Genomic DNA, 25,929 nt, shown 5'->3' on the forward strand with positions numbered 1-25,929 from the left:
CATTAACTCGGGTGATTTTTCCCGAGTCTCGCACTATAATCCACACTTATTTATTTAAACTCAATTTCAGTAGGTGTTTAAAAACATGAATCGAATGAATGTAGAACAAGTTCAACAAGTCGCCCAGCAACAGTGGGAACAGCAAGCAGACTTTAAAGAGTATATGTCCGCGGTCAACCCTCCGATGCCTAAAATCGACGTCATCGCTTACGCTAGCGAACTGCATGAACAAGGTGAAACACGAGTCATTCCATTCGATTTATCTGCACAGATCCAAACTCAGTACCCTGCTACTTCGCCTAACTTAATGGCTAACTTCATTCGTATTTGCGCAAACGAAACTATCAAAACCGACGTCAAAGCTACTTCGCAAATGTTCTACGTGATTCGCGGCTCAGGGAAAACCCAAATGAAGCACGGCACGATCGAATGGAATGAAGGCGATCTTTTCACACTACCGGCCGTACCGGACGCACTTCACAGCGCAACCGCCGATACCGCTATTTACTGGGTTCATGATGCTCCACTCTTGAAGTATTTAGGCGTACAACCAAGCGAAGAGAAATTCACACCGGTTCTTTACACCAAAGAACGTCTAAACAACGAACTTGAAGCAGTACGAAAAGAAGCAATCGGTCGTAACAGAACCGGGATTTTGCTTTCCAACCCGAACTTTCCATTGACCATGACACTGACGCATACGCTATGGTCTTTATATAACGCACTGCCTGCCGGAGTGATGCAAAAGCCGCACCGTCACAACTCGATCGCACTGGATTACTGCGTTTCAGCCGGCCCAAATACTTACACTTTAATCGGTAAAGAAATTGACGAAGAAGGTAACATCGTCGATCCGATCAAAGCGATGTGGACTCCGGGTTCCGTATTTGTAACGCCTCCGGGCTGGTGGCACTCTCACCACAACGAATCCGATGAAGATGCAATCGTATTGCCAATTCAGGATGCCGGACTTATTATGAACATGCAAGTTCTAGACTTCCAATACATTCGTTAATCGAAACAGAAGATCAACGAATTCAGGTGGTTTGAAATTTCAGCTATTTAAGGTGAAGGGTTTTATGCAAAATACAGATTACAAAATCGCAATCATCGAAGACGACTCCATTCAAAGAGAAACCCTGGTAACCGCACTTGAGCAACAGGGGTTTTCAGTCGTCTCTTTTGCCGACCGCCCTTCTGCCGAAGCGTACTTCGAACAAACCTTACCGGATCTTGTCATATCCGATATTATTCTTGGACGAGAGATGGATGGCGGTTTTGATCTGGCCAAACATTTGCTCAGTTATAACCAGCCTATTCCAATTATTTTCTTGTCGGAAAGACAGTCGGAATTCGACATCTATACCGGTCACGCTTTAGGCGCAATCGATTATCTGCCAAAACCGATCAGCCTGAACGTATTAATCGTCAAGGTCAAAAACCTACTTAGAATTACAACACCGTCAAAAGAGGCTTCGGCCAACAATACAGAAAAGTCATTGATTCCGAACCTGGAAATCGTTCCTAATCAGTACAAAGCATACTGGCACAACAAACCATTGGATTTAACCGCAACCGAATTTGAAATGTTAAAACAATTCGCAACCAGCGGCGAAGGCGGTGTAGTCACTTATGACAGCCTTCAATCGTCCACACAAGGCGTGGTTGAACGCAACACCATCAATACACACATCTGTCGAATCCGTAACGCGTTTAAGAAAATCACTCCTGAATTCAACCTGATTCATAACGAATACGGTCGTGGTTACAGCTGGCAAAACAAAGATGACTAAACGTATCGATCGGGCCATCATCCGTAGAAACGGCAGCTAGAGTTCAATGCCTTTCAAGCCATTAAACCTCCGACTATCTATAAGAACAAGATTCTTTATCTTGTTGTTATTCCTGACATTTCTGCCATTTCTAGCTTATCGATTCGCTATCGACCTACATCGTTTGCTTTTAAATAATCAGGCGATCGTACAAAAACAAACCGTTGAAAACCTGGCTCTGATCCTACAAAACCGTACTGATCTTTGGGCTCTGCAAATTCAATCGGGGAACCCGACTCATCTGACGCACCTAAACCTGCAAAACTCTGTTTTATGGATTGTTAATGAATACGGCCGTACGACCTATGTCGTCGGGAACTTGCCGGAAACCGATCACAGCATCGACGAACAAGACGTCTTTACCGCGATCGGTAAAACTTTGATAAAAACCTTTGCCACAGTCATCCCCTACTCTCTACCCTACCCATATCCTCAAAGCCGAACACCGGAACAAAACCTGATCGTCAACGCCTTGCAAGGTAAAACCATTCAACAATATCGTATGGATAAAAATCAGCAACCCATATCGTTGATGTCGGCCACACCGCTAATGTTTAAAAACAACATTATCGGCGGCTTGGTTCTCGAAGAGAAAATGGAAACCTTATTCAGCGACACCCTCGATTATTTCTATCGTCTAATGGGAATTGGGGCTATGATCTTCCTAATCGTCACCATTGGCGCGATTCTTCACACCGCTTCCGTATCCAACCGTATATTACGACTCGATAACGACGTTAAAAGAACTTTCAATTTGCAGGGTCGACTCAAGGATCATGTTTTTCCGGATCGCTCTCAGCGCTTTTTCTACAACGACGAACTTTCCGATTTACGCCATCATATTCACGAGATGCTTGGGCAGCTGGCGGCTTACGAGCGGTATCTAAAGCAATTGCCCAAAACCTTAAGACACGAATTGCACAATCCTTTAAACCGGCTCTCCATGGCTCTGACCTTACTGGAAGAAGAGACTCAAAACACCCAACTGGAATACGCGCAACATGCGGTAGTACAACTCAAACAGATCATAGCTTCGCTTTCCGAAGCGACCAGTATCGAAGACAGTTTGAACCAACAGGAACCGGAAGCTTTCCCGATTGGCGAAATGTTGGAACACTATCTAAAAAACAGTGCGACCTTGCACCCGGAATACCAACTCGTATACCAAAACTGGATTCCTAAAAATGCGATGGTATTAGGCGACGGATTCATGATCGAACAGCTCATGGACAAACTATTAAGTAATGCGAAAGATTTCAGCGACGGTAAAAGACCGATTGAAGTCACTTGCCGCCAACAAAATCGTATGATCAGCATCGCCGTTCAAAATAGCGGCCCAAACCTGCCTGCCGGTTATGAAAAACAGATCTTTGACGGTATGACATCAATCAGAACGCTTAACCAGGACGATCAAGCACATTTGGGATTAGGTCTGTACATCGTCAAACTGATTACCGACTTCCATAATGGTAACGTCTATGCGGAAAACATATTTCTAGACTCGCAACAAACCTTACCCGGCGTGAAATTCACGGTTGAACTACCGTTAATGAATCAAAAACCGGCTTAAGCAGCCAACCAACAATAAAACGTAATCGTTTGTTATTGAAATAAATTCTGGGAAATGACGTAAATATTCAGCGCCTAGAAAAGCTGAATAGAGAAGAAAGATACAAATAAATCCCATCAACGGATGTGATTAGAGTGATCCACTCTTACCGGCCCCAGAAGAGCCGGCTGACCATGGCAACCAGACTTTAAATCATTCCTTTTCAAACATAATTTAAAGTCAAACACGGTTGATTTCAGAAGATTCGATTAAACTCTCGATTAAGGCAATTTAGAGGTCAAGTCTTTGACCTTGCGAACCCATGGAGAAATCCCATACTGCTGCTTAATCTCTTTGGATCGCTTGTCAGCATCGGCCTTATTTGCATAGCCACCGGTAATCAAAACATAACGAACGCTATCCAAACGTTTTTGAACGACGATTCGAGTATCCATCAAACCTTTTTGTTTAACCATACTCATTAAAGTGTCTTTTTCCACCATACTCGCCAACTGCAAAATATAATACTGAGCCGGCTGTTCCAACAACCACTTCTCATCCGAACTATACGCTTCAAGCGGTTTAGTATCGATTTCAGCCGGCTTGGGCTCGGCAATCTCATCAACCAGTTTTACAATCGGTTGCTCAATACGCGGAACTTCCAAACTAGGGGCTTGCGGCTCAACCGGCTGTTCAACTTTCTCTTCAACGACAACACTTTCTTGCGGTGCTTTTGCATTATCCTTATCCGCATTCAGTAGAACCTGCTCGCTTAATTCGGTCTTAGGATCATCTTTGGTCAAATGCCTCAAAATAATCTCAAGCTTTTCGTCAATACGTTGCTCTAACTTCGAAGTGTAACTCTTTAATTTTTCATCTAAAATTGACTCTGTCACCACTTTATCTTTGGCTTCAGAAACAACTCCGGCATTCTCTTCAACCGCTTCCGAATCCGACTTTTCGGTAACAACCGATGCCACGACGCCTGCATCCTTGGCAGATGGCAATTGTGTCGGCATAGAATCCAGTCTTGCCAACAACGCCTGCTGTTGCTGTTGAATATCATCCAGTTGCTTTTCAAGATCCATAACTCGCTGTTCAAGTGCAGTGAACAGTTCAGGCTTGCCGCCGGTAACCAGTTTTTGTTGCAATTCGTCCATCGATTGCTGCAAACGCTGGGTTTCGGCTTGACTGCTTTCTTTCACTTCAATAACGGATTTCAGCTCTTTATTGATTGTGGTGTAGGCAATGTACAGCACACCAAGCATGGTCAATAAAACCGAAAGTAAAATGATGATACCGAAAAAAGAAGTTTTACTCGGAGCCGGTTTAGATGCCGACGCAGTTGAATGGCTAGTGGCACTGGCTGTGGAACTTGATGACGGTTTGGTACTGGGCATAACTTCCTCTGCAGCATTTAACCAATCATTTAATGAATGGCCAGTTTCGTTATTTTTTTCGCTAGAACGATTTGATGAGATGTTTTGTGCTTGGCTTTCAATCGCTTTTAATAATTCAGCACGTTCTTTTTCTAGTTCTGAGATTGTTTGCGCCATAAAAATAAGACAATATCCGAGTCAAAATTAGAATTTATTGTAAAATGCTTTATCGTAAAAAGATACATCATAAACGCAAGGATTGATAAAAAATGCTGGATTTAGACAACATTGGTTCCGCCCTGCTTCTGACCTTAAGCTTACTTGGCATTTCAATCCTGATCGTAGGCTTGGCCATGTGGTGGTTATACCGTTTTTTCCGTCACGACGATGCCAAATCCAAACAAGAAGAAAAATAACGATCCGGCTAATCAGCTCACCAAACCTAATCCTCAAATTCGCCTGACAGATACACCCAACGACCGTCAGAATCACGAATAAACTCACTTTTTTCGGTCATTTTGAACCGCTCAAGGCCGACTTGATTTTCGGCACAAAACGTCACCCAGCCTTTTTGATCTTTGGGGCGCCCTTTTTTGGTTTTCAGAATCGTCAATTTCTGCCAGCTTAATCCCGGTTCAAAATCGATTTCGTCGGGTCGTGTGGATTCCGCCCAAGTTTGCTTCAAATAATCCGATAAACGCTTAACGTAAGCCGTATAGCGCGAGCGCATTAGTTGTTCCGCTGTTTGCGCATACGCTCGGGCATCGTGCAACGGTTCGCAACACTCGCCGTAGACTTTGCCCGAACCACATGGACACATCGCCTTTCGATCGCTTTCCTGATCAATGGAAACGTGCATAAAACTGCCCTTTTAAACGCCACAACAATAGAATGGCCGCCAGCAATAAACCGATCACGATACCGAACCAGAACCCTTGTACGCCCATCGGCGTTTCGGTAAACCAATTCGTAAACGCCAAAGCATAACCACCGGCCAAACCGATTCCCCAGTAACTAATAAAGGTCACCACCATTGTCACTCGAGTATCGTGCAACCCTCTCAGGCCGCCGGCACAAGCAACCTGAACGGCATCAAAGACCTGATAACAGGCAGCATACACCAATAATATACTTGCCAATAACATCACTTCGTTGTCTTTTGAATACACGGCAACCAGTTGATCGCGCAGTAGATAGGTAAACAATGACATCACAAAACCAAGCAAAGCGGCAAAACCAATTCCCGCGTACAAACTGATTAAAACAGCTTGTTGATTGTTTTCACCGTATCCTTTTCCGACCCTAACGGTAATCGCCATGGCGATACTTAACGGCAACATGAAAGTAACCGATGTAATGCTGATCGCCACCTGGTGTCCGGCAATCACCACCGCACCCAACTGGGCGATAAACAGGGCAATAAAACTAAACAGGCTGACTTCAAAAATCAGCGCCAAAGCGTTAGGAACGCCAAGATTAAAAATGTCAGCAACGCCCTGCTTCCATACCGGCCAACGCAGCTGCTTGAAGTGCACCAGGGAACGTGTAAGCGAAGCGCGCATGACATAGACAAGACCGACTGCAAACATCAACCACATCGAGATCGCACTGGCCACGCCGCAACCCGCTGCCCCCATCGGTTCGACGATCCCGTAGCCGTAAATGAACAATGCATTCAGGGGCACGTTCACCACCAATGCCATAAAACTGATCCACATAGAAGGCAAGGTCGTACCCAAACCTTCCCAGAAGAAACGTAACGCCTGATATAAAACAATTCCGGGCATTCCGAAAGCAATATAAAACAAATAATCGTCGGTCAGAGTGTAAACCGGTTTCGACAACTCCAACCAAACCAAAATACCTTCCAAGTTCATCAGCACGGTGAGTGAAATGATTCCCAAAGGGATGGACAACCATAGGCCTTGATGAAAATAACGGGTAACGGCAGCCGGATTGCCGGCGCCATATTGCTTAGACACCAATGGCGTCAACGCCAATAAGATTCCAGTCGAGAAAATAAAGACCGGCAATAGAATACTGGACCCCAAACCAATGGCCGCCAGGTCATCGGTACCAACCCAACCGGACATAATGGTATCAACCACCCCTAAGGCGGTTAACGCCAATTGAGCAAAAAAAATCGGCAAAGCCAACTTAGTCAGAAGCTTGCTTTCATCCAGCAGCTGGCGAGCCAAACTCATAATCAGGATTTATGTTGATTGGTAAGTGTTTGAACGGATTCTTCCGACTCCACAGACTTATGAGAATCTTTTTTCTGCTCCGCGTCGGGTTCGATCACCGGCATGGATGGTGCGCTGTTGTCCGGCATCGACTCTTTATTTGATTCATCGATCTGACGCCAATATTCCTGACCGAACTCCTCTTCCAATTTCGCCTGATCCTCCAGCGAATCGGGCAATTCACCTTGATCTGCCGGAACCACTGCATGAGGAAGCAAATAAATAATCAGCAGCTTAATAAACCAGTAGATCGTGGCATAAACCACAACGGCAAGCATGAGCACCAATGGAATGCCTAATAACAGGTCGACCATGATAGCCTGACCTTCAAATAATTTCATTACCAGCTCTTTCTCAACAAAAGCAAAATAGAGCCAGGCAACCACACCCAACCAACTAACGAGTATCACATACCGATTCAAAGCGGGATTGATGTGAGAGTTTTTAAATAAACAAAACATAGACTTATCGCAATATCCGTAATTATTTCGAGCTTGCTAAGCCCAGTTTTTGAAAAAGCAGCCACTGCAATCCAATGATAGTGCTGGCTACATTAAATTGACCTTGCAGTAATTGCTGTCTCGCCTGGTTAAAAGGCAAGCGAACGATTTTTATGTCTTCGTGATCTTCGGCCAATCCGGCATATTCAGGCAAATCAGCGCTATCTATTTCAGCGGCAAACAGATGCAGGATTTCATCACTTCCACCCGGACTTGGATAGAACTGACAAACATATTCAAGGTTGTCGAGCGTCACACCCGCCTCTTCACGAGCTTCACGATAGGCCGCCTGCTGGGCGCTCTCTCCCAAATCGATCATGCCGGCAACCGGCTCCAACAACCAGGCCTGTTCGGCTTCACCGGATGCATGTGCATGACCCAAAGCGCCTGCACGGCACTGTTCGACCAATACGGCAACTTGATTATTCAGATCGTACAGCAAAACCACAACAGCCTGACCACGCCCAAACAACTCACGGCGAATGTTGCCCGTCCAGCCACCCTGATAAAGAGTGTGTTTAAAATCAATCAAATCGATTTTAAAAAAACCGTCATAACCACTGTCTATCGACTTGATTTCAAAACGTTTTTTTTCAGTTTTTAACTCAGACACACTCTTACCCGCCGTACTCTAACGAACTTACTGAACTTCAATAATCGGAACCCGCTGGGTAATCCCGCAAAGTAATTCATACCCGATGGTTCCGGCACATTCGGCAATCTCATCGACACTCAGGGATTTATCCCCCCAAAGAATCGCCTCGTCGCCAATATGCGCCTTTTTAGAAAGATCGGTCAGATCGACACAGATCATATCCATAGAAACACGGCCGATTAAAGGCACTCGCTGCCCATGGATCAAAACCGGCGTGCCGCTTGGTGCGTGACGCGGGTAACCGTCGCCGTAACCGATAGCGACAATCCCTACCTCCGTATCCCGCTCCGCCTGCCAGGTATTGCCATAACCGACGTATTCGCCCTTAGAGACTTTTTTCAAACCGATAATTTCAGAAACCAACGTCATCGCCGGTTTTAAATGTGGATGGCAACTTTCGCACTGTCCGGCACCATACAACATGATACCCGGGCGTACCCATTGATACTGAGCCTGTTTAAACTCTTGAAGACCCGCAGAATTGGCAAGACTTTTCGGATAAGAATACACTTTGGTTGTCGATTCGAAACAGTCGATCTGCTTCATCGTGAACGCTTCGGATTCATCTGCCGAAGCCAGATGTGATATCAAATGAATCTGAAACGCTTTATCACTCTGTTCGAGCTGTTCGACAACGCCACTGACGTCCTCGGGATCAAACCCCAAACGATGCATTCCACTGTCAATTTTGACCCAAACATTGATTGCAGCCTGATATTGGGAGTTTAGCAACCAGTCAAGCTGGTGGAATGAATGAACCACCAAATCCAAACGATGTTGATAAACCAGCGGAATTTCGGCTTCCGAAAACAACCCCTCCAGCAACAAGATACGGTGTAAAAAACCTTTTTGTCGCAAGACGATCGCCTCGTCAATACACGCCACGGCAAAACCGTCCGCAGAATTAAACTGATGTGCGACGCGATTAATACCGTGACCGTAACCATTCGCCTTAATCACTGCCAACACCTTACTTTGCGGCGCAAGATTCTTCACGACCTGAAGATTGTGCCGCAAGGCCGGCAAGTGGATATACGCTTTAGCGGGGCGATACATATGTCACGACTCCTAACTTAATAATGCGCATCTTCAGGAGCGTAAGCGGCATGGTTTTCAAAACGGGTGTACTCTCCGATAAAGGTCAGACGAACCGTCCCCAGAGCACCGTTACGATGTTTACCGAGAATGATTTCAGCGATGCCTTTGTCTTCACTCTCTTTGTTATAAACTTCGTCACGATAAATAAAGATGATCAAATCGGCATCCTGCTCGATCGCACCCGACTCACGTAAATCCGACATAACCGGACGCTTATTGGGGCGCTGTTCCAGGCTTCGGTTCAGCTGCGACAACGCAATAACCGGAATCTCAAGCTCTTTTGCCAGAGCCTTCAAACCACGGGAGATTTCCGAAATTTCGTTAACTCGGTTTTCCGCACCCGCGGATCCTCGCATCAATTGCAGGTAATCCACGACAATCAAGCCTAAACCGGTCACCTTGGATTCAGGGTTTTCAACGCCTTCTTTAATCGCCTCTTTACGCTGCAAGTCTCGAATATCCTTATCGATACGTCTAGCGCGAGCTCGCAACTCTGTAATCATTAATGCAGGCGTATCGTCAATGTACACCTTTGCCTGAGACAAGACGTTAATGGCTTTGTTCAGTTTCGGCCAGTCTTCCTGTTGCAACTTACCGGTACGCATGCGTCCGGCGTCGATCCGCCCGATCGAACTGATCATACGCATCGCCAAGGACTCGCCCGGCATCTCCATACTGAATACAGCGACCGGCGTATTATTTTTAGTGGCGATGTTTTCCGCCATGTTCATCGAAAACGTTGTTTTACCCATCGACGGACGACCGGCAACAATGATCAGGTCACCTTTCTGTAAACCGGAAGTGATTTCGTCAAACTCCGTCAAATGAGTCGCCTGTCCGGTAATGGTACCTTCGGTATTAAACAGTTCGTCGATCTTATTAATGGCCGCTTCCAAAAGAACGTCCATGGTTTTGTACTGGCGCTCTTTACCTTCGCCATGTTCGGCAATCGACATGATTTTGGATTCGGCGATATCCAAAATCTCCCGAATATCTTTACCTTGCGGAAAATAGGCAGTTTCCGTAACCTCGTTACTTGCCTGAATCAAACTGCGCAAAATAGACTTATCACGCACAATTCGAGCGTAATAAAGAATGTTGGCGGATCCCGGCGTATTTTTGACCAACTCGGCAAGATATTCTTTATCGCCGGCCAAGTCAAGTTGACCAACCGAAGACAAATACTCAACGACGGTAACCAAGTCAAACGGCTTGTTATTACGGCTCAATTCGACAACAGCACTAAAAATCGCTTTGTGTTGTTGAGTGTAAAAATCGCCCGCATTCACAACCACCGCAACGTCTTCAAACACATCATTCGAAAGCATCAACCCGCCTAACACAGACTGTTCAGCCTCGATGGAATGCGGAGGAACTTTAAACAAGGCATCGGTTGCGTTCTGAGCCGAGCCTGAAATTTGTCTGGTGTTTGTTGAATCCATACTCACCTGTATTAAGGTATTCACAATTGAGAAAGCGATATTATAGCGGAATGTACAGATGAAATGTTTATGCGCCCGAAAAATAACCGGCGACAAAAAGAAAAGAAAAACGACAAAATTTTAATCAAAAAAAAAGCGACGGTGCAAAACGCACCGTCGCTTTTCATCAAGACAAAAGTCGAGGAAATTATTCCTGAGCGGCTTTGATCTCAACTGTAATTGACGCAACTACATCAGTGTGCAACTGAACATCAATTTCGTAAGTACCAACGTGGCGCAAAACACCTTCAGGCATACGAACGTCGCGACGAGCAACTTCGAAACCTGCAGCTGCCAAAGCATCCGCGATATCCTGAGTACCCACAGAACCGAACAACTTACCTTCATCACCAGCAACCGATTCGATTGTGACAACTTGGCCGTTTAGGTTCTCGTAAACACCTTGAGCAACCGCCAATTCAGCTGCAGCCGCTTTTTCAAGCTCGGCACGAATTTTTTCAAACTCTGCAACATTCTCTTTTGTGGCTGGCTTAGCTTTACCTTGTGGAATAAGGAAGTTACGCGCATAACCAGCTTTTACTGAAACTTGGTCACCTAAAGTTCCTAAGTTTTGTACTTTTTCAAGCAGAATAACATTCATAGCTTAAACCTCTTTATTTATTCTTGCTCCCATCGGTTTCTAAAATTGATCCAAATGTCCAATAAACCAATGGTTGCGAGTATCAGCATAGCTTGAGGAAACAGAAACAACAGTACATACAATGTCACCAACCACGCCTTATGGAGTTTTTTTACGGCAACCGTCTGATGCGCAATGGCCAAGCCTTGAAACATCAAACCGGCTACCATTACACCGGACAAATCGTAGACAATTCCGTACCCCGTCCCCGAAACCAATCCGGCAATCGCTAAAACAATAGCGACATAAGCGGTCGATTTAGGTAACGCCATCTGATAAAAATCAGACTGGAACTGCCCGGGATGGTACAAGTTGCCTTGCCACCAACGTGCCAAGACCAAAATTGAAAACCAAAGCGCAACGGCAAACATCGCTAAAAGCATGGTTACCATATTTGCGAATGCCGAAATTGCATCGGGTTGATATTCAACACCAGAAGCTTCCAACATTGGTTTTACTTGCTGGTTAAACAAGTCCATCCACCATTCAGCCGGATTGGGAACGAGCAAATGTAACGCAACCACTCCCAAACCGGCTAAAACCATTGCCAACTGTAATGACAAAGCCAATGAGTTGGTATTTCTCAATACCACCGCCATCAACCAAACCGGCAACATATATTCAACAACCGAAATCCAAGCTGGTAAAAAGGAACCAGTCATCAATACGGTCAATCCAACATTTGCCAGCATACTCCATACGAGTAGCTTTAAGCCGTCGATCACCCCGACTCTCAGGGTAACTAGGCCGATGACTGCACCGACGATCAAGCCGAAAGGTGCAATCCACACGCTTAATGCAGAAAATAGAACCGCTGCAATCAGGGCCTGCATCGGCCCCTTCATGACAAATTTTGCGATTCCTTGCATGTGCTACCTGTTAATTTCTATATCTTCAAAATTATTTGTGTTGATCAGTGTATGGCAACAAAGCAATGTAACGAGCGCGTTTGATTGCTGCTGCTAATTGGCGCTGATACTTAGCACTTGTTCCAGTAATACGACTAGGAACAATTTTGCCTGTTTCAGTGATGTAAGATTTCAAAGTATCTAAATCTTTGTAATCAATCTCTTTAACGCCTTCTACTGTAAAACGACAGAATTTTTTTCTTCCAAAGCTTCTAGCCATCTCTTACTCCTTAGAATCTTTTTTACCAACCATAACAGAAGGCTCAGTAACGGCTTCTTTACGCTTGATAAACATGCTACGAAGAACTGCATCGTTGTAGTAAAAAGCATTCTCAAGTTCATCAAGTGCTTCTTGGTTACACTCGATGTTCATTAGAATGTAGTGAGCTTTGTGTACCTTGTTGATAAGGTAAGCAAGTTGACGGCGACCCCAGTCTTCTAAACGGTGGATCTGACCACCAGACTGTTCGATAAGGGCGCGGTAACGCTCTAGCATTGCAGGAACCTGTTCGCTTTGATCAGGGTGCACTAGAAATACGACTTCATAATGACGCATTCATATTCTCCTTATGGATGATAATACAGTCTCCCGTCGCCAAAATGGCGCGGTGAGACAAGGAAATTCAAACACTTAGTCTGAAAGGCGCGAATTATAACCGAATACCCATCAAGATTCAAATACTTAAAATCAATACAGGTAATAATATACGAAATTTAGGCCATTAGCCCCAATCCGACTAACTGATACTCTGATTAACGGCACGTAAAACTTCAAGCGGATTATCGGCTTTAGTGATCGGGCGACCCACAACCAAATAACTTGAACCCGCTTCAATAGCCTCTTTCGGCGTCATAATGCGCTTCTGATCATTCACATCACTGCCGGCAGGTCGGATTCCCGGAGTGACCAGACAAAACGATCCTCCCAAAGCTTGACGCAACTCGGCCGCTTCTTGAGCGGAACAGACCACACCATCCAAGCCTGAGTCTTGAGCAAGCTTAGCCAAACGCAATACATTATCCTTAGGTGATCCGCTTAAGCCGACTTCTTCAAGATCCGCCTGCTCCATACTGGTCAAAACCGTCACAGCGATCAGTAACGGCTTACGTTCCGCATCCATCTCGTTCAAGGCCTGCTGAGCGGCCTGCATCATTTTACGCCCGCCTAAAGCATGCACATTGACCATCCACACACCCAATCTAGCCGCTGCCTGCACAGCTTTCGCCACTGTATTAGGAATATCGTGATATTTCAAATCCAGAAATACATCAAACCCCCTTTCAACCAGAGTTTTTACAAACTCAGGACCTGCAACGGCAAACAACTCCTTACCCACCTTCAAACGGCAAGAGTCGGAATCCAACTGATCAACAAACTCGATCGCCGAATCCGCATTATCAAAATCCAAAGCAACCAATACCTTAGGATCTACATTTTTACCTTGAACCAAACTCATCTATTAAACCTATTATTTATCTTTTTGAATCAATGCATTACGATTCTTATCTAAAGTAGACATAGAACGCGCATGGGTTTTCTTTAACTGTATTACCTGATCCGCCTGCTTCTGATTTTCACGCTTCTGTTGTGACAATCGCCACTTTAGACGGGTAACCTGAAACAACATAATTGCCGACCCCATCAACATACCGGCGATAAACACGACCGCCATAACAACGCTTAATGCAATAGTTTGCTGAAACCAAAATAAATCAATCGTAACCAACTGCGGATTCAATACACCGAGAGCAACCCCTGTCACTAGAAAAAGTGCGGTCACCATTAAAGAAATTATTTTGAACATTTTGTGGAAAGTCTCTATCGGAAGGATAGGGAAATTATAGAGGATTAATAAAAAAGGGGCTACCGAATGGCGCCCCTTTTTTAAATTAAACTATGATATCGGTTGTATCTTTTGAAGAATCGACACGTTCCCTTAAAGTCTTTCCAGGCTTAAAGTGCGGTACGCGCTTATCCGACAACCTAACCGTTTCACCCGTTTTAGGGTTACGGCCAATCCTAGCTTTTCTATGATGCAGACTAAAACTCCCGAAACCGCGAATTTCAATTCTTTCACCTTGAGACAAGGTGTTAATCATAGAATCGAGAATTTTATTTACTGCAATCTCAACATCTTTCTGACTAAACTGAGTCTGCTTTCTTGCAATAAGTTCAATAAGTTCTGACTTGGTCATACGATAATGCTCTTATTATCTATATTCTCGAAAAAGAGAGATTCCAATAAATCTGAACACTTAAATTTTATGAAAATAAATGTTCAGAAAGACCAAAATGTGACTTCAAAAAACAAAGCCACAAACACAACGGCCTATTGGCTAGGCCGTTACTGCCAGATTACATTTTGTCTTTGAAAAGATCACCTAAAGTGCTTGCTGCAGAAGGCTGCTGACCAGTGTAATCCTTGATCGCATCAGCTTCTTCTTGAGCTTCTTTCGCTTTGATAGAAAGTGAAACAGAACGGTTCTTACGGTCGATATTAGTAATCTTCGCAGAAACCTTATCACCTTCTTTAAGCACTGAAGATGCATCACGAGTATCTTCAAGCAACTCAGAAGCACGCAAGTAACCTTCAACTTCAGGAGCTAGATCGATAACAGCACCTTTTTCGTCTACAGACTTAACAGTCCCTTCAACGATGCTGTTTTTACCGTTATCAGCCACGAACTGACCGAATGGATCTTGTTCCAACTGCTTAAGACCTAAAGAGATACGCTCACGCTCAGGATCGATAGAAAGGATAACCGTTTCTAGCTCATCACCTTTTTTGAATTCACGGATCGCTTCTTCACCAGTCTGATTCCAAGAGATATCAGTCAAGTGAACCAAGCCATCAATACCACCGTCTAGACCGATAAAGATACCGAAGTCAGTGATTGATTTGATGTTACCGGAAATCTTGTCGCCTTTAGCGTGAGTCGCTGAGAAGCTTTCCCAAGGATTAACAGTACACTGTTTGATAGATAGAGAAATACGACGACGCTCTTGATCAACATCAAGGATCTTAACGCGAACTTCCTGACCCAAGTGAACCACTTTAGATGGGTGGATGTTACGGTTAGTCCAATCCAATTCAGAAGTATGAACAAGACCTTCGATACCATCTTCGATTTCGATGAAAGCACCGTAATCAGTGATGTTAGCAACCTTACCGGATGCTTCAGCACCGATTGGGTAACGAGCAACCATATCTGCCCATGGATCTTCTTCAAGCTGCTTAAGACCTAAAGATACGCGGTTACGCTCTTTGTCGAACTTAAGAACCTTAACTTCGATCTCATCACCAACCTGAACGATTTCAGATGGGTGGTTAACACGACGCCAAGCCATATCAGTAATGTGTAGAAGACCGTCAACACCACCAAGATCGATGAATGCACCGTAGTCAGTAAGGTTCTTAACGATACCTTTAAGAACGCTGCCCTCTTCCATGTTAGATAGAAGCGCTTCACGCTCAGCAGAGTTTTCTTGTTCAATAACGGCACGACGAGAAACAACCACGTTGTTACGCTTACGATCAAGCTTAACAAGTTTAGTCTCAACTTCTTTCCCTTCAAGGAAACCGAAATCGCGAATCGGACGAACATCCACAAGTGAACCAGGTAGGAAACCACGAACACCGTCAACATCAACCGTTAGACCACCTTTAACCTTACCAGTAACGAAAGCCATAACAACTTCGCCATCTTCCATAGCAGTTTCAAGACGATCCCAAGTCTTAGCACGCTTAGCTTTTTCACGTGACAAACGAGTTTCACCCATTCCGTCTTCTAGAGACTCAAGGAAAACTTCTACTTCATCACCAACGGCAACTTCAAGTTGACCTTCAGCGTTTAAGAATTGGCTCTTAGGAATAGCGGACTCAGATTTCATACCTGCGTCTACTAAAACGGTTTCTTTGTCGATGCCGACAACGGTTCCAACAATTAAAGAACCTGTGTTAAATCTGTCTTGTTCTAAAGACTCTTCAAATAATTCAGCGAAAGATAATTCACTCATGGATAAAGTACCAATAGTTGTACATAGCCGACTATCAATTTCGAATTGGGGTTTCCAAAAACAATCGGGTCAGTTAAACAATTGTCGATTTCCCAAACAATCGACAGAAAAAACAAAATCCTTGTTTTGAAATCAAAACAAGGATCAATAAACTCTTTTATTTCAACCACTTAATAATAAGTAGTGTTTATCAAGACATCAACTTAAAATGCCCCGTTCCCACAGAAGATTTTCCGCTTCACGACATACCTGCTCAATGTCCATATCACTGGTATCAATGATAATTGCATCATCCGCAGGCTTTAAAGGCGAAGCCGAACGATTTGAATCCCGCTCGTCTCTTTCTTTAATGTCTTGAGTTATTTGATTAATGTTAGCACTAACTCCTTGGTTTTTCAACTGTTTAACACGTCTTTCTGCTCTTACTTCGGCAGAAGCCGTCAAAAACAGTTTTACCGCCGCATCGGGGAAAACCACCGTCCCCATATCACGCCCGTCCGCAACCAATCCCGGCTCCTGTGCAAAATCCTGTTGACGCGCCAACAGTGCCGAACGAACTTCAGGAATCGAAGCCACTTTAGAAGCCACCGCAGCGACCTCCTCCGTACGCACTTTTGAAGTCACATCCTCACCTTCAAAAAGAATACTGGTCGCGACAAACTCCACCGGCAATTTTTCCGCCATTGCCTGCAACGCAACCACATCATCCAATTCAAGGCCGTGCTTTACTACACCATAGGCCAACGCACGGTAAATTGCACCGCTATCCAGCAGATGAAAACGGGTTTTACAGGTTAAATACTGAGCCAGAGTGCCTTTTCCTACCCCGCTTGGCCCGTCAATCGTAATAACCGGAATCGATTGTTGCTGAACTGTCATTTAGTTTTCCTCAACCGCTTTAACCTGCATACCAACCTGATTAATTAAATCGAGGAACGTCGGAAAAGAGGTATTTACATTGGCACAATCGTCGATCACGATTTCGGATACCGCATTCAAACCGGCCACCGTCATCGCCATCGAAATACGGTGATCGTGGTGACTTTGAATTTCACCGTTTTGAACTATTTGCTGACCGCCGTTAATGACCATACCGTCCGGGGTCGGCTGGGCATCGATACCCACGGTATGCAACGCATCCGCCATAACCTGAATACGATCGGACTCTTTAACCCTCAGCTCTTCCGCACCGGTTAAAACAGTCTGCCCTTCCGCACTCGCCGCAGCGACAAACAATACAGGGAACTCGTCGATCGCCAAAGGCACCAATGCTTCCGGAATTTCGATCCCTTTTAAAGGAGCATATTTTATGTGTACATCCGCAACCGGCTCACCACCGACTTCATGCGGATTTTCCAAAGTAATATCGGCACCCATCAATTTAAGAATTTCAATGACACCGGTACGCGTCGGATTCATTCCGACGTGCTCGATCACCAAATCAGAGCCTTTTGAAACCGCTGCAGCAACCATAAAAAACGCCGCCGAAGAGATGTCGGAAGGCACATCGATATGACGCGCCTTTAAGCTTCCCCCGCCTTGCAGACATGCTTTTGTGCGGTTCTCGTCTAATTTCGTAGAAACCACTTCATACCCAAACCCGTTTAACATACGTTCGGTATGATCGCGAGTCGGAGCAGGCTCTTCCGCGCACGTTTCACCTTCCGCATACAGACCTGCCAGCAATACACATGACTTAACCTGCGCACTCGCCATCGGCAAAACATAATCGATCGCTTTTAAAGTCTGGCCGTGACCGAATATTTTCATTGGCAGAGTCCCGCCTTCGGCGGTTTCGATTTTAGCCCCCATCTCGGCCAACGGATCCGTCACGCGCTTCATCGGACGCTTGGATAAAGAAGCATCGCCAATTAATTCACAATCAAAATCCTGTCCGGCAAGAATACCGGCCAACAAACGTGTAGAGGTCCCGGAGTTCCCCATATCCATCGGTTTTTCAGGCTTTTTCAAACCACGCAAACCAACTCCGTGAATAGTCACATTGCCGTTATCTGGGCCTTCGATCTGAACCCCCATATCCTTAAATGCCTGTAAGGTTGCCAGTGCATCCGCGCCCTCCAAAAAGCCGGTCACAGTCGTGACGCCTTCCGCGATAGCGCCCAGCATAATACTACGATGGGAAATCGACTTATCTCCCGGCACACGAATGCGGCCTTGAATGCGGCCTCCAGGTTGAACGATGAATTTTACGTTTGCCATAAGCTTTTCTTTTTTCTTTAATAATTAAAACTGTTTAGATTATCTATCTTTATTCACAATATGGAGGTCGCGAGCTTGTTTAGCTTCATTAAATAAGTGATACAAACCATCTGCATCCTTACCCTCGACCAGATGAATCAACTCGGTCAGTGCCTGCTGGTAATGCTTTAACCACTTAGCGATTGCTTCGGAATTATTCACCGCGATATCTCGCCACATAACCGGATCGCTTGAAGCGATACGGGTAAAATCCCTGAAACCGCCTGCCGTATATTGAAAAACATTGCCCAGCTCCGGATGCTCATTCAACAACTCCACCAGACTAAAAGCCAACAAGTGCGGAAGATGACTGGTTGCCGCCAAAACTTCATCGTGATAATCCGGCGCCATGTTGACCACATTCGCCCCCAATGCCCGCCACAAATCACCGACAATCTGAACGGCCTCGTCAGCGGTCTCGTCGGTCGGCGTTAAAATCACTCTATGATCCACAAACAAGTCAGCCGTAGCGGCGGTGACGCCACTTTTTTCTTTACCGGCGATAGGATGACCGGCGACAAAATTAACAGGCAACTCGCCAAACACTTCACGAACCGCGTCAATCACACTCATTTTAGAGCTGCCAACATCGGAGATAATCGCTGACTGTTTCAGGTATGGACGCATCGATTCCAATACAGGCGCCATTGCCCCTAAAGGCACGCCTAACATGACCAGATCACTGTCGCCGACTGCTTCCGATATATCGGTCGAATAGCTGTCGATCACGCCCAATTCGACGGCCAATTTCAAATTATCTTCATTATGTCCGAAACCGACAACCTGACCGACCAAGCCAGCCTGCTTCACCCCTTTGGCAAACGAACCGCCAATCAATCCGACTCCGACAACCGTTATTTTATTTAATTTCATTTAATTCTTTCGTCGCTTAAGCTACGTTCAATTCATTCAAAATAGTTTTCAAAGCATCAATAAAATGCTGATTTTCTTCATGCGTTCCAATTGAAATACGCAAAGTTTTGCTCATGCCGTAATTCGCCAATGGACGAACAATCACACCCTGTTGCAACAAAGCCTGATCAACTTGTTTGGCCTGATCGCCAAAATGCGCGCAAACAAAGTTACCACTGGATGGAATCCATTCAACACCAAGTTCCGTTAAAGCATCGCATATCTGCTTCATCCCGTTTCGATTGACGTCGACACTCCGGCGTACAAAATCTTGATCCTTAATGGCCTCAATCGCAGCGATTTGAGCATAATGGTTAACATTAAATGCTTCTCTTAACTGGTTGATATACTGAATTATCTCGACACAACCAACCATATATCCGATACGTAGAGACGCCAATCCGTACGCTTTTGAGAATGTCCTTGAAACCAATAAATTCGGATAACGCTCGATATAATCCATACCGTTCGGATAACCGTCAAACTCGCAAAATTCCAAGTAAGCCTCATCCAAAACAACCACTACACGCTCAGGCACTCGAGAGATAAATTCCTCCCACTCCTGCTTGCCAAATACCGTTCCCGTCGGATTATTCGGATTCGCGATAAAAATCATCTTAGTTTTATCCGTCACGGCTTCAAGCATCGCCTGCAAATCATGCCCCCAGTTTTTCGCGGGCACTTCGACACCGGTTGCACCGACAATCTGAGCCGAAATCGGATAAACCGCAAACCCGTACTGGGAATAAATGACTTCGTCACCCGGACCGGCGAAGACACGAGCAGCCAATTCCAATAATTCGTTCGATCCGTTACCGATCGCAAGCTGATTACTACCGACCGAAAGAAAACCCGCCAACTCCTGCTTTAAACGGTAGGCACTACCATCGGGATAACGTGCGATCTCGCTCAAACCTGCCTGCAAGGCGGCTAACACTTTAGGACTGGCACCCAACGGATTCTCGTTGGACGCCAACTTAGTCACCTTGGTTAACCCAAGCTCTCTTTGCAATTCTTCCACAGGCTTGCCCGGGATATAGGGATGAATCCCTAAAATCTGAGGCTGAACGACATCGCAAAACTGACTAGAAGCGTTTTTCATATATTAAATTCTCGATAAGAGTTTATTGACTAACGGGTAGGCATCAATATGATTCGGGCGCATTGATCGCATTTATTTATATTGCATTTATTTATATTGGGCCGTATCTGATTCAAGCAATCCCTCTTCAAGCTTCAAACGGGGAAACCGGATAGGAACCCAACAGTTTAAAGAAAGAAGATTTCGCTTTCACTTCTTCCAACGCTTGACCCACGTTTTCGTCTGCCTGATGACCCAAAATATCGATAAAGAACAGATAATCCCATTTTTTATCGGTCGATAGACGGGAAATGATACGTGTCATGCTGATATTGCGATCGGCAAAACAAGCTAATAATTCCAACAGAGCACCGGATTTATTCGGAATGGAAACAATCATTGCCGTTTTGTCCTGACCGCTCGGCTGAGTACTTTCACGGCCGACCACCCAAAACTTTGTAGTATTGTCGCGACGGTCCTCAATATGCGATTCCAGTATTTTCAGGCCATACAGCTGCGCCGCCTGTTCGGAAGCGATCGCCGCCAAGGTATCGTCTTCCTGCGCCATTTTTGCGGCCAATGCATTCGAATCCACCGCTTCCAACTCCGCCCACGGCATATTGTTTTTCAACCAGTGCTCGCACTGCCCCAAAGCCTGACTATGCGCTACAACCTTGCGCACCTTCTCAATATCGCCACCTTTAGACAAAAGGCAGTGATGGATGGCTAAATCCACCTCGCCGGAAATCGTCAATCCGGTATGAATCATCTCGTTTTCGGTATTTTTGACCACGCCTTCAGACGAGTTTTCAACCGGCACGATCCCGTAATTCGCTTCACCCTTCTCCACCGTAGCAAACACTTCTTCAATGGATGAAACCGCTACGGGGTGTGCCGACGATCCGAACTGTTTAATCACACTCGCATGAGAATAACTGCCTTCCGGCCCCAAATAAGCGACTGAAATCGGCTGTTCCAAAGCCAGGCAGGCAGACATGATTTCACGAAACAGGCGAGCCATTTCATTATCGGGCAATAGACTGGTATTACGCTCTTTTACCGCACGCAACACCTGAGCTTCTCGTTCAGGGCGGTAAAAGATGGTTTCAACCTTCCCGCCCTGAGTCTTGATATCTGCAACTCTCTGCGCGCAAGCCGCTCTTTGGCCGATCAACTCCTGGATCTGTTGATCGATCAAATCAATCTTATTGCGAATTTCTGTTAGTTGCTGCTGCTCTGTGTTTTGCTCTGTCATATTGCCTGACCCGGTCCCACTCTTTATTTTTAAAATTAAGCGTTTTCAGCTGCGAATTTACGCATGAATTCGATCAATGCATCCACACCCGATTCAGGCATCGCATTATAAATACTGGCACGCATACCGCCAAATGCCTTGTGCCCTTTCAAACTCAGCAAACCGGCCGCCTTTGACTCTTCCAGGAATTTTGCATCCAAAGACGAATCTTTCAAGCTGAACGTTACATTCATCCAGGAACGGTTGTGCGGAACAATGCAGTTGTGATAAAAATCCGCTGAATCAATATAGTCATACAATTTTTGTGCTTTCGATTGATTGACCTTGGCAATTTCGGAAACACCACCAACCTCTTTGATCCATGCAAACACCAGACCGGCCAAATACCAAGCGAAAGTCGCCGGCGTATTGAACATAGACTCGTTATCCGCATAAGTCTGCCAGTTAAGAAGGGTTGGCGTCATGTCACGCGCTTGCCCCACCAGGTCTTCACGGACGATAACAATCGCCAGCCCGGCCGGACCGATATTCTTCTGCGCACCCGCGTAGATCATACCGTACTTACTGACGTCGATCTCGCGGCACATGATATTGGACGACATGTCGGCGATGACCGGCTTGCCTTGAGCAAATACGAACTCAAGATCGTCTTCTTGAAATTCAAGACCGGTAATGGTTTCGTTCGCACACAAATGAATGTACTTGGCGTCCGGACTGAACTTCCATTCCGAACGATCCGGAATCGCGGTCGGGTTGTCTCCGCCGCCATCTGCCACGACATTAACGTTCACGTAACGGCTTGCTTCTTTAATCGCTTTGGTAGACCAAACACCGGTATTGATGTAATCGACCGTATCGCCTTCCTCGGTTAAATTCAAAGGAATCGCTGCAAACTGTAACGATGCGCCGCCATGAATGAACAACACCTTATAATTATCCGGAATCGCCATAACTTCACGTAAGTCGGCTTCCATTTGCTGAGCTACCTGCATGTACTCTTTGCTGCGGTGACTCATTTCCATCACCGACATTCCGGTCTGATTCCAGTTCAAAAACTCACCGGCGGCTTTCGTCATTACCGCTTCAGGCAACATAGCCGGTCCGGCACTAAAATTATAGGCACGTGTCATTCTATTTTTTTCCTAGGTAACAAAAACAGGGCGACTCCACAAATGGAGTCGCCCTATCTTAATCAAAATTAAATGGATAGATCAGGACTCTCCCGGTTCATCCGCCTGTTCGTCTACAACCGGAGTTTCGGTAACGGATTCCTCGGCAGAAGAATTAACTTCGCCCTCGACACCTTCCATCTCCAGTTCGTCCTCTTCTTCGAGGTCGACAACAGCCAAACCGACAACCTGCTCGCCCTTACCGACATTAATCAGCTTCACACCCTGAGTGTTACGACCGACAACCGAAACCTCAGCAACACGGGTTCTTACCAACGTTCCCTTATTGGTGATCAAGACCATCTCTTGATCCGGCGTAACCGAAACGGCAGAAACGACGTCACCATTACGTTCGGTGGTCTTAATCGAGATAACACCTTGTCCACCACGGTTAATGGTCGAATAATCATCCACCGGCGTACACTTACCGAATCCGTTGGCGGTTGCCGTCAGAATCAGTGAATCGGGTTTAGCGATCTGCATACTGATAACATGAGCACCTTCCGGCAACTTCATACCGCGAACACCACGGGCAGTACGACCCATCACACGAACATCGTTCTCTTTAAAACGAATCGCCTTACCGATATTACTGAACAACATGACTTCCTGCTCACCGTCGGTTAAGGCGGTACCGACCAACTCGTCGTCATCCAACAAGTCTACGGCGATAATACCGTTAGCACGCGGACGAGAGAAATCTTTAAGTGCGACACGCTTAACGACCGAATTACGCGTCGCCATAAACACCACACGCTCATCGTCAAACTCATCTACCGGCAATACCGAAGTAATGTGTTCACCCTCTTCCAACGGCAAAACATTCACGATCGGCTTACCGCGACTTCCTCGGCTCGCCAAAGGCAACTGCCAGGTCTTTTGCCAGTACAACTTACCGCGGTTCGAGAAGCACAACAACATATCGTGCGTACTTGCCACGAATAGCTGACCTACTTCATCTTCTTCTTTCATCGCCGTTGCAGACTTACCGCGCCCGCCGCGTTTTTGCGCTCGATAATCACTTAACGGCTGCGTTTTAATATAACCGTCTTGCGACAAAGTCACGATTCGGTCTTCGACCGCGATCAGATCTTCCGCATCCAAATCTTGGTAACTGAAATCGATTTCGGTACGACGCCCGTCACCGAACGACTCGATTACTTCCAACAATTCTTCTTTGATTACTTCGGTCAAACGATCCGGATTTCTAAGAATTTCCAAGAACTCGGCAATCTTCTCGATCAAGCCTTTGTACTCTTCAACAATCTTATCTTGCTCCAACCCGGTCAAACGGTGCAGACGCATTTCCAAAATCGCTTGCGCTTGTGCAGGAGACAACTTATAAGCGTCGCCGTCCGCACCAAAACCTTCCGGCAAATCTTCCGGACGGATGTCGCTCATATCGACACGTTCCAGAAAGTCGATGACATTCCCGACCGGCCAGGCTTTCTCAAGCATGCGTTCTTTAGCGACCGCAGGGCTTGGAGACGCCTTGATCAATTCGATCATTTCGTCGATATTATTCAACGCGATCGTCAAACCTTCCAAGATGTGTGCTTTTTCTCGAGCCTTACGCAATTCAAAAATCGTACGTCGAGTCACTACTTCGCGGCGATGCTTAACAAACGCCTCAATAACCTGCTTAAGATTCAATAACTTAGGCTGACCATCAATCAAGGCAACCATGTTAATACCAAATACCGTCTGCATAGACGTTTGCTTGTACAGGTTGTTAATAATGACTTCTGGTACTTCACCGCGTCGTAACTCGATAACGATACGCATACCGTCTTTATCCGACTCGTCACGCAGCGCAGTAATACCTTCAATCTTCTTCTCTTTAACCAGTTCAGCAATACGCTCGATTAAGCGTGCCTTGTTTACCTGGTAAGGAATTTCATGAACGACAATCTGACTCTTACCATTTTTGTCGGTTTCGACACTGGTTTTAGCACGAATCTGAACTCGGCCTCGACCGGTTTCGTAAGCTTCGCGAATCCCTTTAGTACCATTGATAATACCGTAAGTCGGGAAATCCGGCCCCGGCAGATGCTCCATCAATCCGGCGATATCGATATCGGGATCTTCAATATAAGCCAAACACGCATTAACGGTTTCGTTCAAGTTATGCGGAGGAATATTGGTCGCCATCCCCACCGCGATACCGGAAGAACCATTGACCAACAAATTAGGGATACGGGTAGGAAGTACGACCGGCTCCGACTCGGAACCGTCATAGTTTTCAGCAAAATTAACGGTTTCTTTATCAAGATCGGCCAACAAATGATGGGCGATTTTCGACATACGAATCTCGGTATATCGCATCGCGGCAGGCGAGTCGCCGTCGACCGAACCGAAGTTACCTTGCCCGTCAACCAACATATAACGCAACGAGAAAGGCTGCGCCATACGAACAATCGTGTCATATACTGCGGTATCCCCATGGGGATGATATTTACCGATTACATCACCGACAATACGTGCCGACTTCTTATAAGGCTTGTTGTAATCGTTACTCAATTCATTCATTGCGTATAGAACGCGACGGTGAACCGGTTTCAAACCATCTCTTACATCGGGAAGCGCTCGCCCTACAATAACGCTCATGGCGTAGCTCAGGTAGGACTGCTCCATTTCATCTTCGAGCGAAATGGGTATAATTTCACGTGCAAATTCAGACATCAATCATCCAATCTATTTGTTAACCAAATTAAAGCCGTCATTATACTCAAATTCTTCGCTCAAAGCGACATTAATAGCAAGCATTCAACGCCGTACCATCAACTTTTTGAGGTTATTTAAAGCTCTTATAGCCACCCAAAGATTACTCAAGAATTTAGACCGACAAAACCCGCTCAAAAAGGTATAATTTTGGACTTATTTTTTCAAAGTTAAAAACAACCGTTTTGTGCCTGTTACCGGACTCTTTTTTCATCAACATCAAGCTTGG

27 protein-coding genes are annotated in these 25,929 nt (G+C 45.6%); 5 read left to right on the forward strand and 22 right to left on the reverse strand.

Going from position 1 to position 25,929, the window contains the following annotated elements:
* Positions 1-85: 85 nt before the first annotated feature.
* The 3 genes from ABY044_RS00990 (at position 86) to ABY044_RS01000 (ending at position 3,402) form a co-directional block, all read left to right on the forward strand.
* Complete coding sequence (locus tag ABY044_RS00990) at positions 86-1,015, forward strand: hypothetical protein (RefSeq protein WP_373017226.1); 930 nt, start codon at positions 86-88, stop codon at positions 1,013-1,015.
* A 64-nt stretch (positions 1,016-1,079) separates the two neighbouring features.
* A complete protein-coding gene (locus ABY044_RS00995) occupies positions 1,080-1,793 on the forward strand; it encodes a response regulator transcription factor (RefSeq protein ID WP_373017228.1) in 714 nt (237 codons plus the stop codon).
* Positions 1,794-1,893: 100 nt separating this feature from the next.
* Positions 1,894-3,402, forward strand: a complete 1,509-nt coding sequence (locus ABY044_RS01000; RefSeq protein ID WP_373017230.1) for an ATP-binding protein — start codon at positions 1,894-1,896, stop codon at positions 3,400-3,402.
* 260 nt (positions 3,403-3,662) lie between these two features.
* Here the strand turns inward: ABY044_RS01000 and ABY044_RS01005 are convergent, their stop codons facing one another.
* A complete protein-coding gene (locus tag ABY044_RS01005; protein ID WP_373017232.1) occupies positions 3,663-4,649 on the reverse strand; it encodes an SPOR domain-containing protein in 987 nt (328 codons plus the stop codon).
* On the opposite strand from ABY044_RS01005, the gene ABY044_RS01010 reads away from it, so the two are divergent.
* Both ABY044_RS01010 and ABY044_RS01015 read left to right on the forward strand, forming a co-directional pair.
* Positions 4,630-4,968: a hypothetical protein gene (locus tag ABY044_RS01010; protein ID WP_373017234.1), complete on the forward strand. Its 339-nt coding sequence runs from the start codon at positions 4,630-4,632 to the stop codon at positions 4,966-4,968. The genes ABY044_RS01005 and ABY044_RS01010 overlap by 20 nt on opposite strands.
* 61 nt (positions 4,969-5,029) lie before the next feature.
* A complete protein-coding gene (locus tag ABY044_RS01015; RefSeq protein ID WP_373017236.1) occupies positions 5,030-5,176 on the forward strand; it encodes a hypothetical protein in 147 nt (48 codons plus the stop codon).
* A gap of 26 nt (positions 5,177-5,202) precedes the next feature.
* On the opposite strand, the gene ABY044_RS01020 is transcribed toward ABY044_RS01015, so the two are convergent.
* The 21 genes from ABY044_RS01020 to gyrA all read right to left on the reverse strand — a co-directional run bounded on the left by ABY044_RS01020 (position 5,203) and on the right by gyrA (position 25,661).
* A complete protein-coding gene (locus tag ABY044_RS01020; RefSeq protein WP_373017238.1) occupies positions 5,203-5,619 on the reverse strand; it encodes a YchJ family protein in 417 nt (138 codons plus the stop codon).
* Positions 5,603-6,964: an MATE family efflux transporter gene (locus ABY044_RS01025; protein ID WP_373017240.1), complete on the reverse strand. Its 1,362-nt coding sequence runs from the start codon at positions 6,962-6,964 to the stop codon at positions 5,603-5,605. Before ABY044_RS01025 ends, ABY044_RS01020 begins: the two co-directional genes overlap by 17 nt.
* Before the next feature lie 2 nt (positions 6,965-6,966).
* A complete protein-coding gene (locus ABY044_RS01030) occupies positions 6,967-7,344 on the reverse strand; it encodes a hypothetical protein (RefSeq protein WP_373017242.1) in 378 nt (125 codons plus the stop codon).
* A 142-nt stretch (positions 7,345-7,486) separates the two neighbouring features.
* A complete protein-coding gene (locus tag ABY044_RS01035) occupies positions 7,487-8,116 on the reverse strand; it encodes an NUDIX domain-containing protein (RefSeq protein WP_373017244.1) in 630 nt (209 codons plus the stop codon).
* A gap of 27 nt (positions 8,117-8,143) precedes the next feature.
* Positions 8,144-9,214, reverse strand: coding sequence for an alanine racemase (gene alr / locus ABY044_RS01040; RefSeq protein ID WP_373017246.1), 1,071 nt, complete (start codon positions 9,212-9,214; stop codon positions 8,144-8,146).
* A 17-nt stretch (positions 9,215-9,231) separates the two neighbouring features.
* Positions 9,232-10,698 (reverse strand): replicative DNA helicase, encoded by a 1,467-nt coding sequence (gene dnaB, locus ABY044_RS01045; protein ID WP_373017248.1) that lies wholly within the window; start codon positions 10,696-10,698, stop codon positions 9,232-9,234.
* Between the two features lie 187 nt (positions 10,699-10,885).
* The gene (gene rplI / locus ABY044_RS01050; RefSeq protein ID WP_373017250.1) at positions 10,886-11,338 is read right to left on the reverse strand and encodes a 50S ribosomal protein L9; all 453 of its coding nucleotides are present in this window, start codon (positions 11,336-11,338) and stop codon (positions 10,886-10,888) included.
* Positions 11,339-11,355: 17 nt separating this feature from the next.
* The gene (locus ABY044_RS01055) at positions 11,356-12,246 is read right to left on the reverse strand and encodes a DUF2232 domain-containing protein (RefSeq protein ID WP_373017252.1); all 891 of its coding nucleotides are present in this window, start codon (positions 12,244-12,246) and stop codon (positions 11,356-11,358) included.
* A gap of 31 nt (positions 12,247-12,277) precedes the next feature.
* On the reverse strand, positions 12,278-12,505 hold the full coding sequence (gene rpsR / locus ABY044_RS01060) for a 30S ribosomal protein S18 (protein ID WP_178863828.1): 228 nt from the start codon (positions 12,503-12,505) through the stop codon (positions 12,278-12,280).
* A 3-nt stretch (positions 12,506-12,508) separates the two neighbouring features.
* The gene (rpsF, locus tag ABY044_RS01065; RefSeq protein WP_279418691.1) at positions 12,509-12,841 is read right to left on the reverse strand and encodes a 30S ribosomal protein S6; all 333 of its coding nucleotides are present in this window, start codon (positions 12,839-12,841) and stop codon (positions 12,509-12,511) included.
* A 181-nt stretch (positions 12,842-13,022) separates the two neighbouring features.
* Complete coding sequence (gene pyrF, locus ABY044_RS01070; RefSeq protein WP_373017255.1) at positions 13,023-13,742, reverse strand: orotidine-5'-phosphate decarboxylase; 720 nt, start codon at positions 13,740-13,742, stop codon at positions 13,023-13,025.
* A gap of 12 nt (positions 13,743-13,754) precedes the next feature.
* On the reverse strand, positions 13,755-14,090 hold the full coding sequence (locus ABY044_RS01075) for a lipopolysaccharide assembly protein LapA domain-containing protein (protein ID WP_373017257.1): 336 nt from the start codon (positions 14,088-14,090) through the stop codon (positions 13,755-13,757).
* An 85-nt stretch (positions 14,091-14,175) separates the two neighbouring features.
* Positions 14,176-14,481, reverse strand: coding sequence for an integration host factor subunit beta (locus ABY044_RS01080; protein WP_373017259.1), 306 nt, complete (start codon positions 14,479-14,481; stop codon positions 14,176-14,178).
* A gap of 160 nt (positions 14,482-14,641) precedes the next feature.
* A complete protein-coding gene (rpsA, locus tag ABY044_RS01085; protein ID WP_373017261.1) occupies positions 14,642-16,303 on the reverse strand; it encodes a 30S ribosomal protein S1 in 1,662 nt (553 codons plus the stop codon).
* A gap of 198 nt (positions 16,304-16,501) precedes the next feature.
* Positions 16,502-17,182, reverse strand: a complete 681-nt coding sequence (gene cmk / locus ABY044_RS01090) for a (d)CMP kinase (RefSeq protein WP_373017263.1) — start codon at positions 17,180-17,182, stop codon at positions 16,502-16,504.
* Positions 17,183-18,523 carry a 3-phosphoshikimate 1-carboxyvinyltransferase gene (aroA, locus tag ABY044_RS01095; protein WP_373017265.1) on the reverse strand — a complete coding sequence of 447 codons (1,341 nt, stop codon included), beginning with the start codon at positions 18,521-18,523 and terminating at the stop codon, positions 17,183-17,185.
* Positions 18,524-18,562: 39 nt separating this feature from the next.
* A complete protein-coding gene (locus ABY044_RS01100; RefSeq protein ID WP_373017267.1) occupies positions 18,563-19,435 on the reverse strand; it encodes a prephenate dehydrogenase in 873 nt (290 codons plus the stop codon).
* A gap of 16 nt (positions 19,436-19,451) precedes the next feature.
* Complete coding sequence (hisC, locus tag ABY044_RS01105; RefSeq protein WP_373017269.1) at positions 19,452-20,576, reverse strand: histidinol-phosphate transaminase; 1,125 nt, start codon at positions 20,574-20,576, stop codon at positions 19,452-19,454.
* A 127-nt stretch (positions 20,577-20,703) separates the two neighbouring features.
* On the reverse strand, positions 20,704-21,810 hold the full coding sequence (pheA, locus tag ABY044_RS01110; RefSeq protein WP_373017271.1) for a prephenate dehydratase: 1,107 nt from the start codon (positions 21,808-21,810) through the stop codon (positions 20,704-20,706).
* Positions 21,811-21,845: 35 nt separating this feature from the next.
* The gene (gene serC / locus ABY044_RS01115; RefSeq protein WP_373017273.1) at positions 21,846-22,940 is read right to left on the reverse strand and encodes a 3-phosphoserine/phosphohydroxythreonine transaminase; all 1,095 of its coding nucleotides are present in this window, start codon (positions 22,938-22,940) and stop codon (positions 21,846-21,848) included.
* A gap of 81 nt (positions 22,941-23,021) precedes the next feature.
* A complete protein-coding gene (gene gyrA, locus ABY044_RS01120; RefSeq protein WP_373017275.1) occupies positions 23,022-25,661 on the reverse strand; it encodes a DNA gyrase subunit A in 2,640 nt (879 codons plus the stop codon).
* Positions 25,662-25,929 lie beyond the last annotated feature (268 nt).

The organism is Thiomicrorhabdus sp., assembly GCF_041583835.1.
In the GTDB taxonomy this organism is placed as follows: domain Bacteria; phylum Pseudomonadota; class Gammaproteobacteria; order Thiomicrospirales; family Thiomicrospiraceae; genus Thiomicrorhabdus.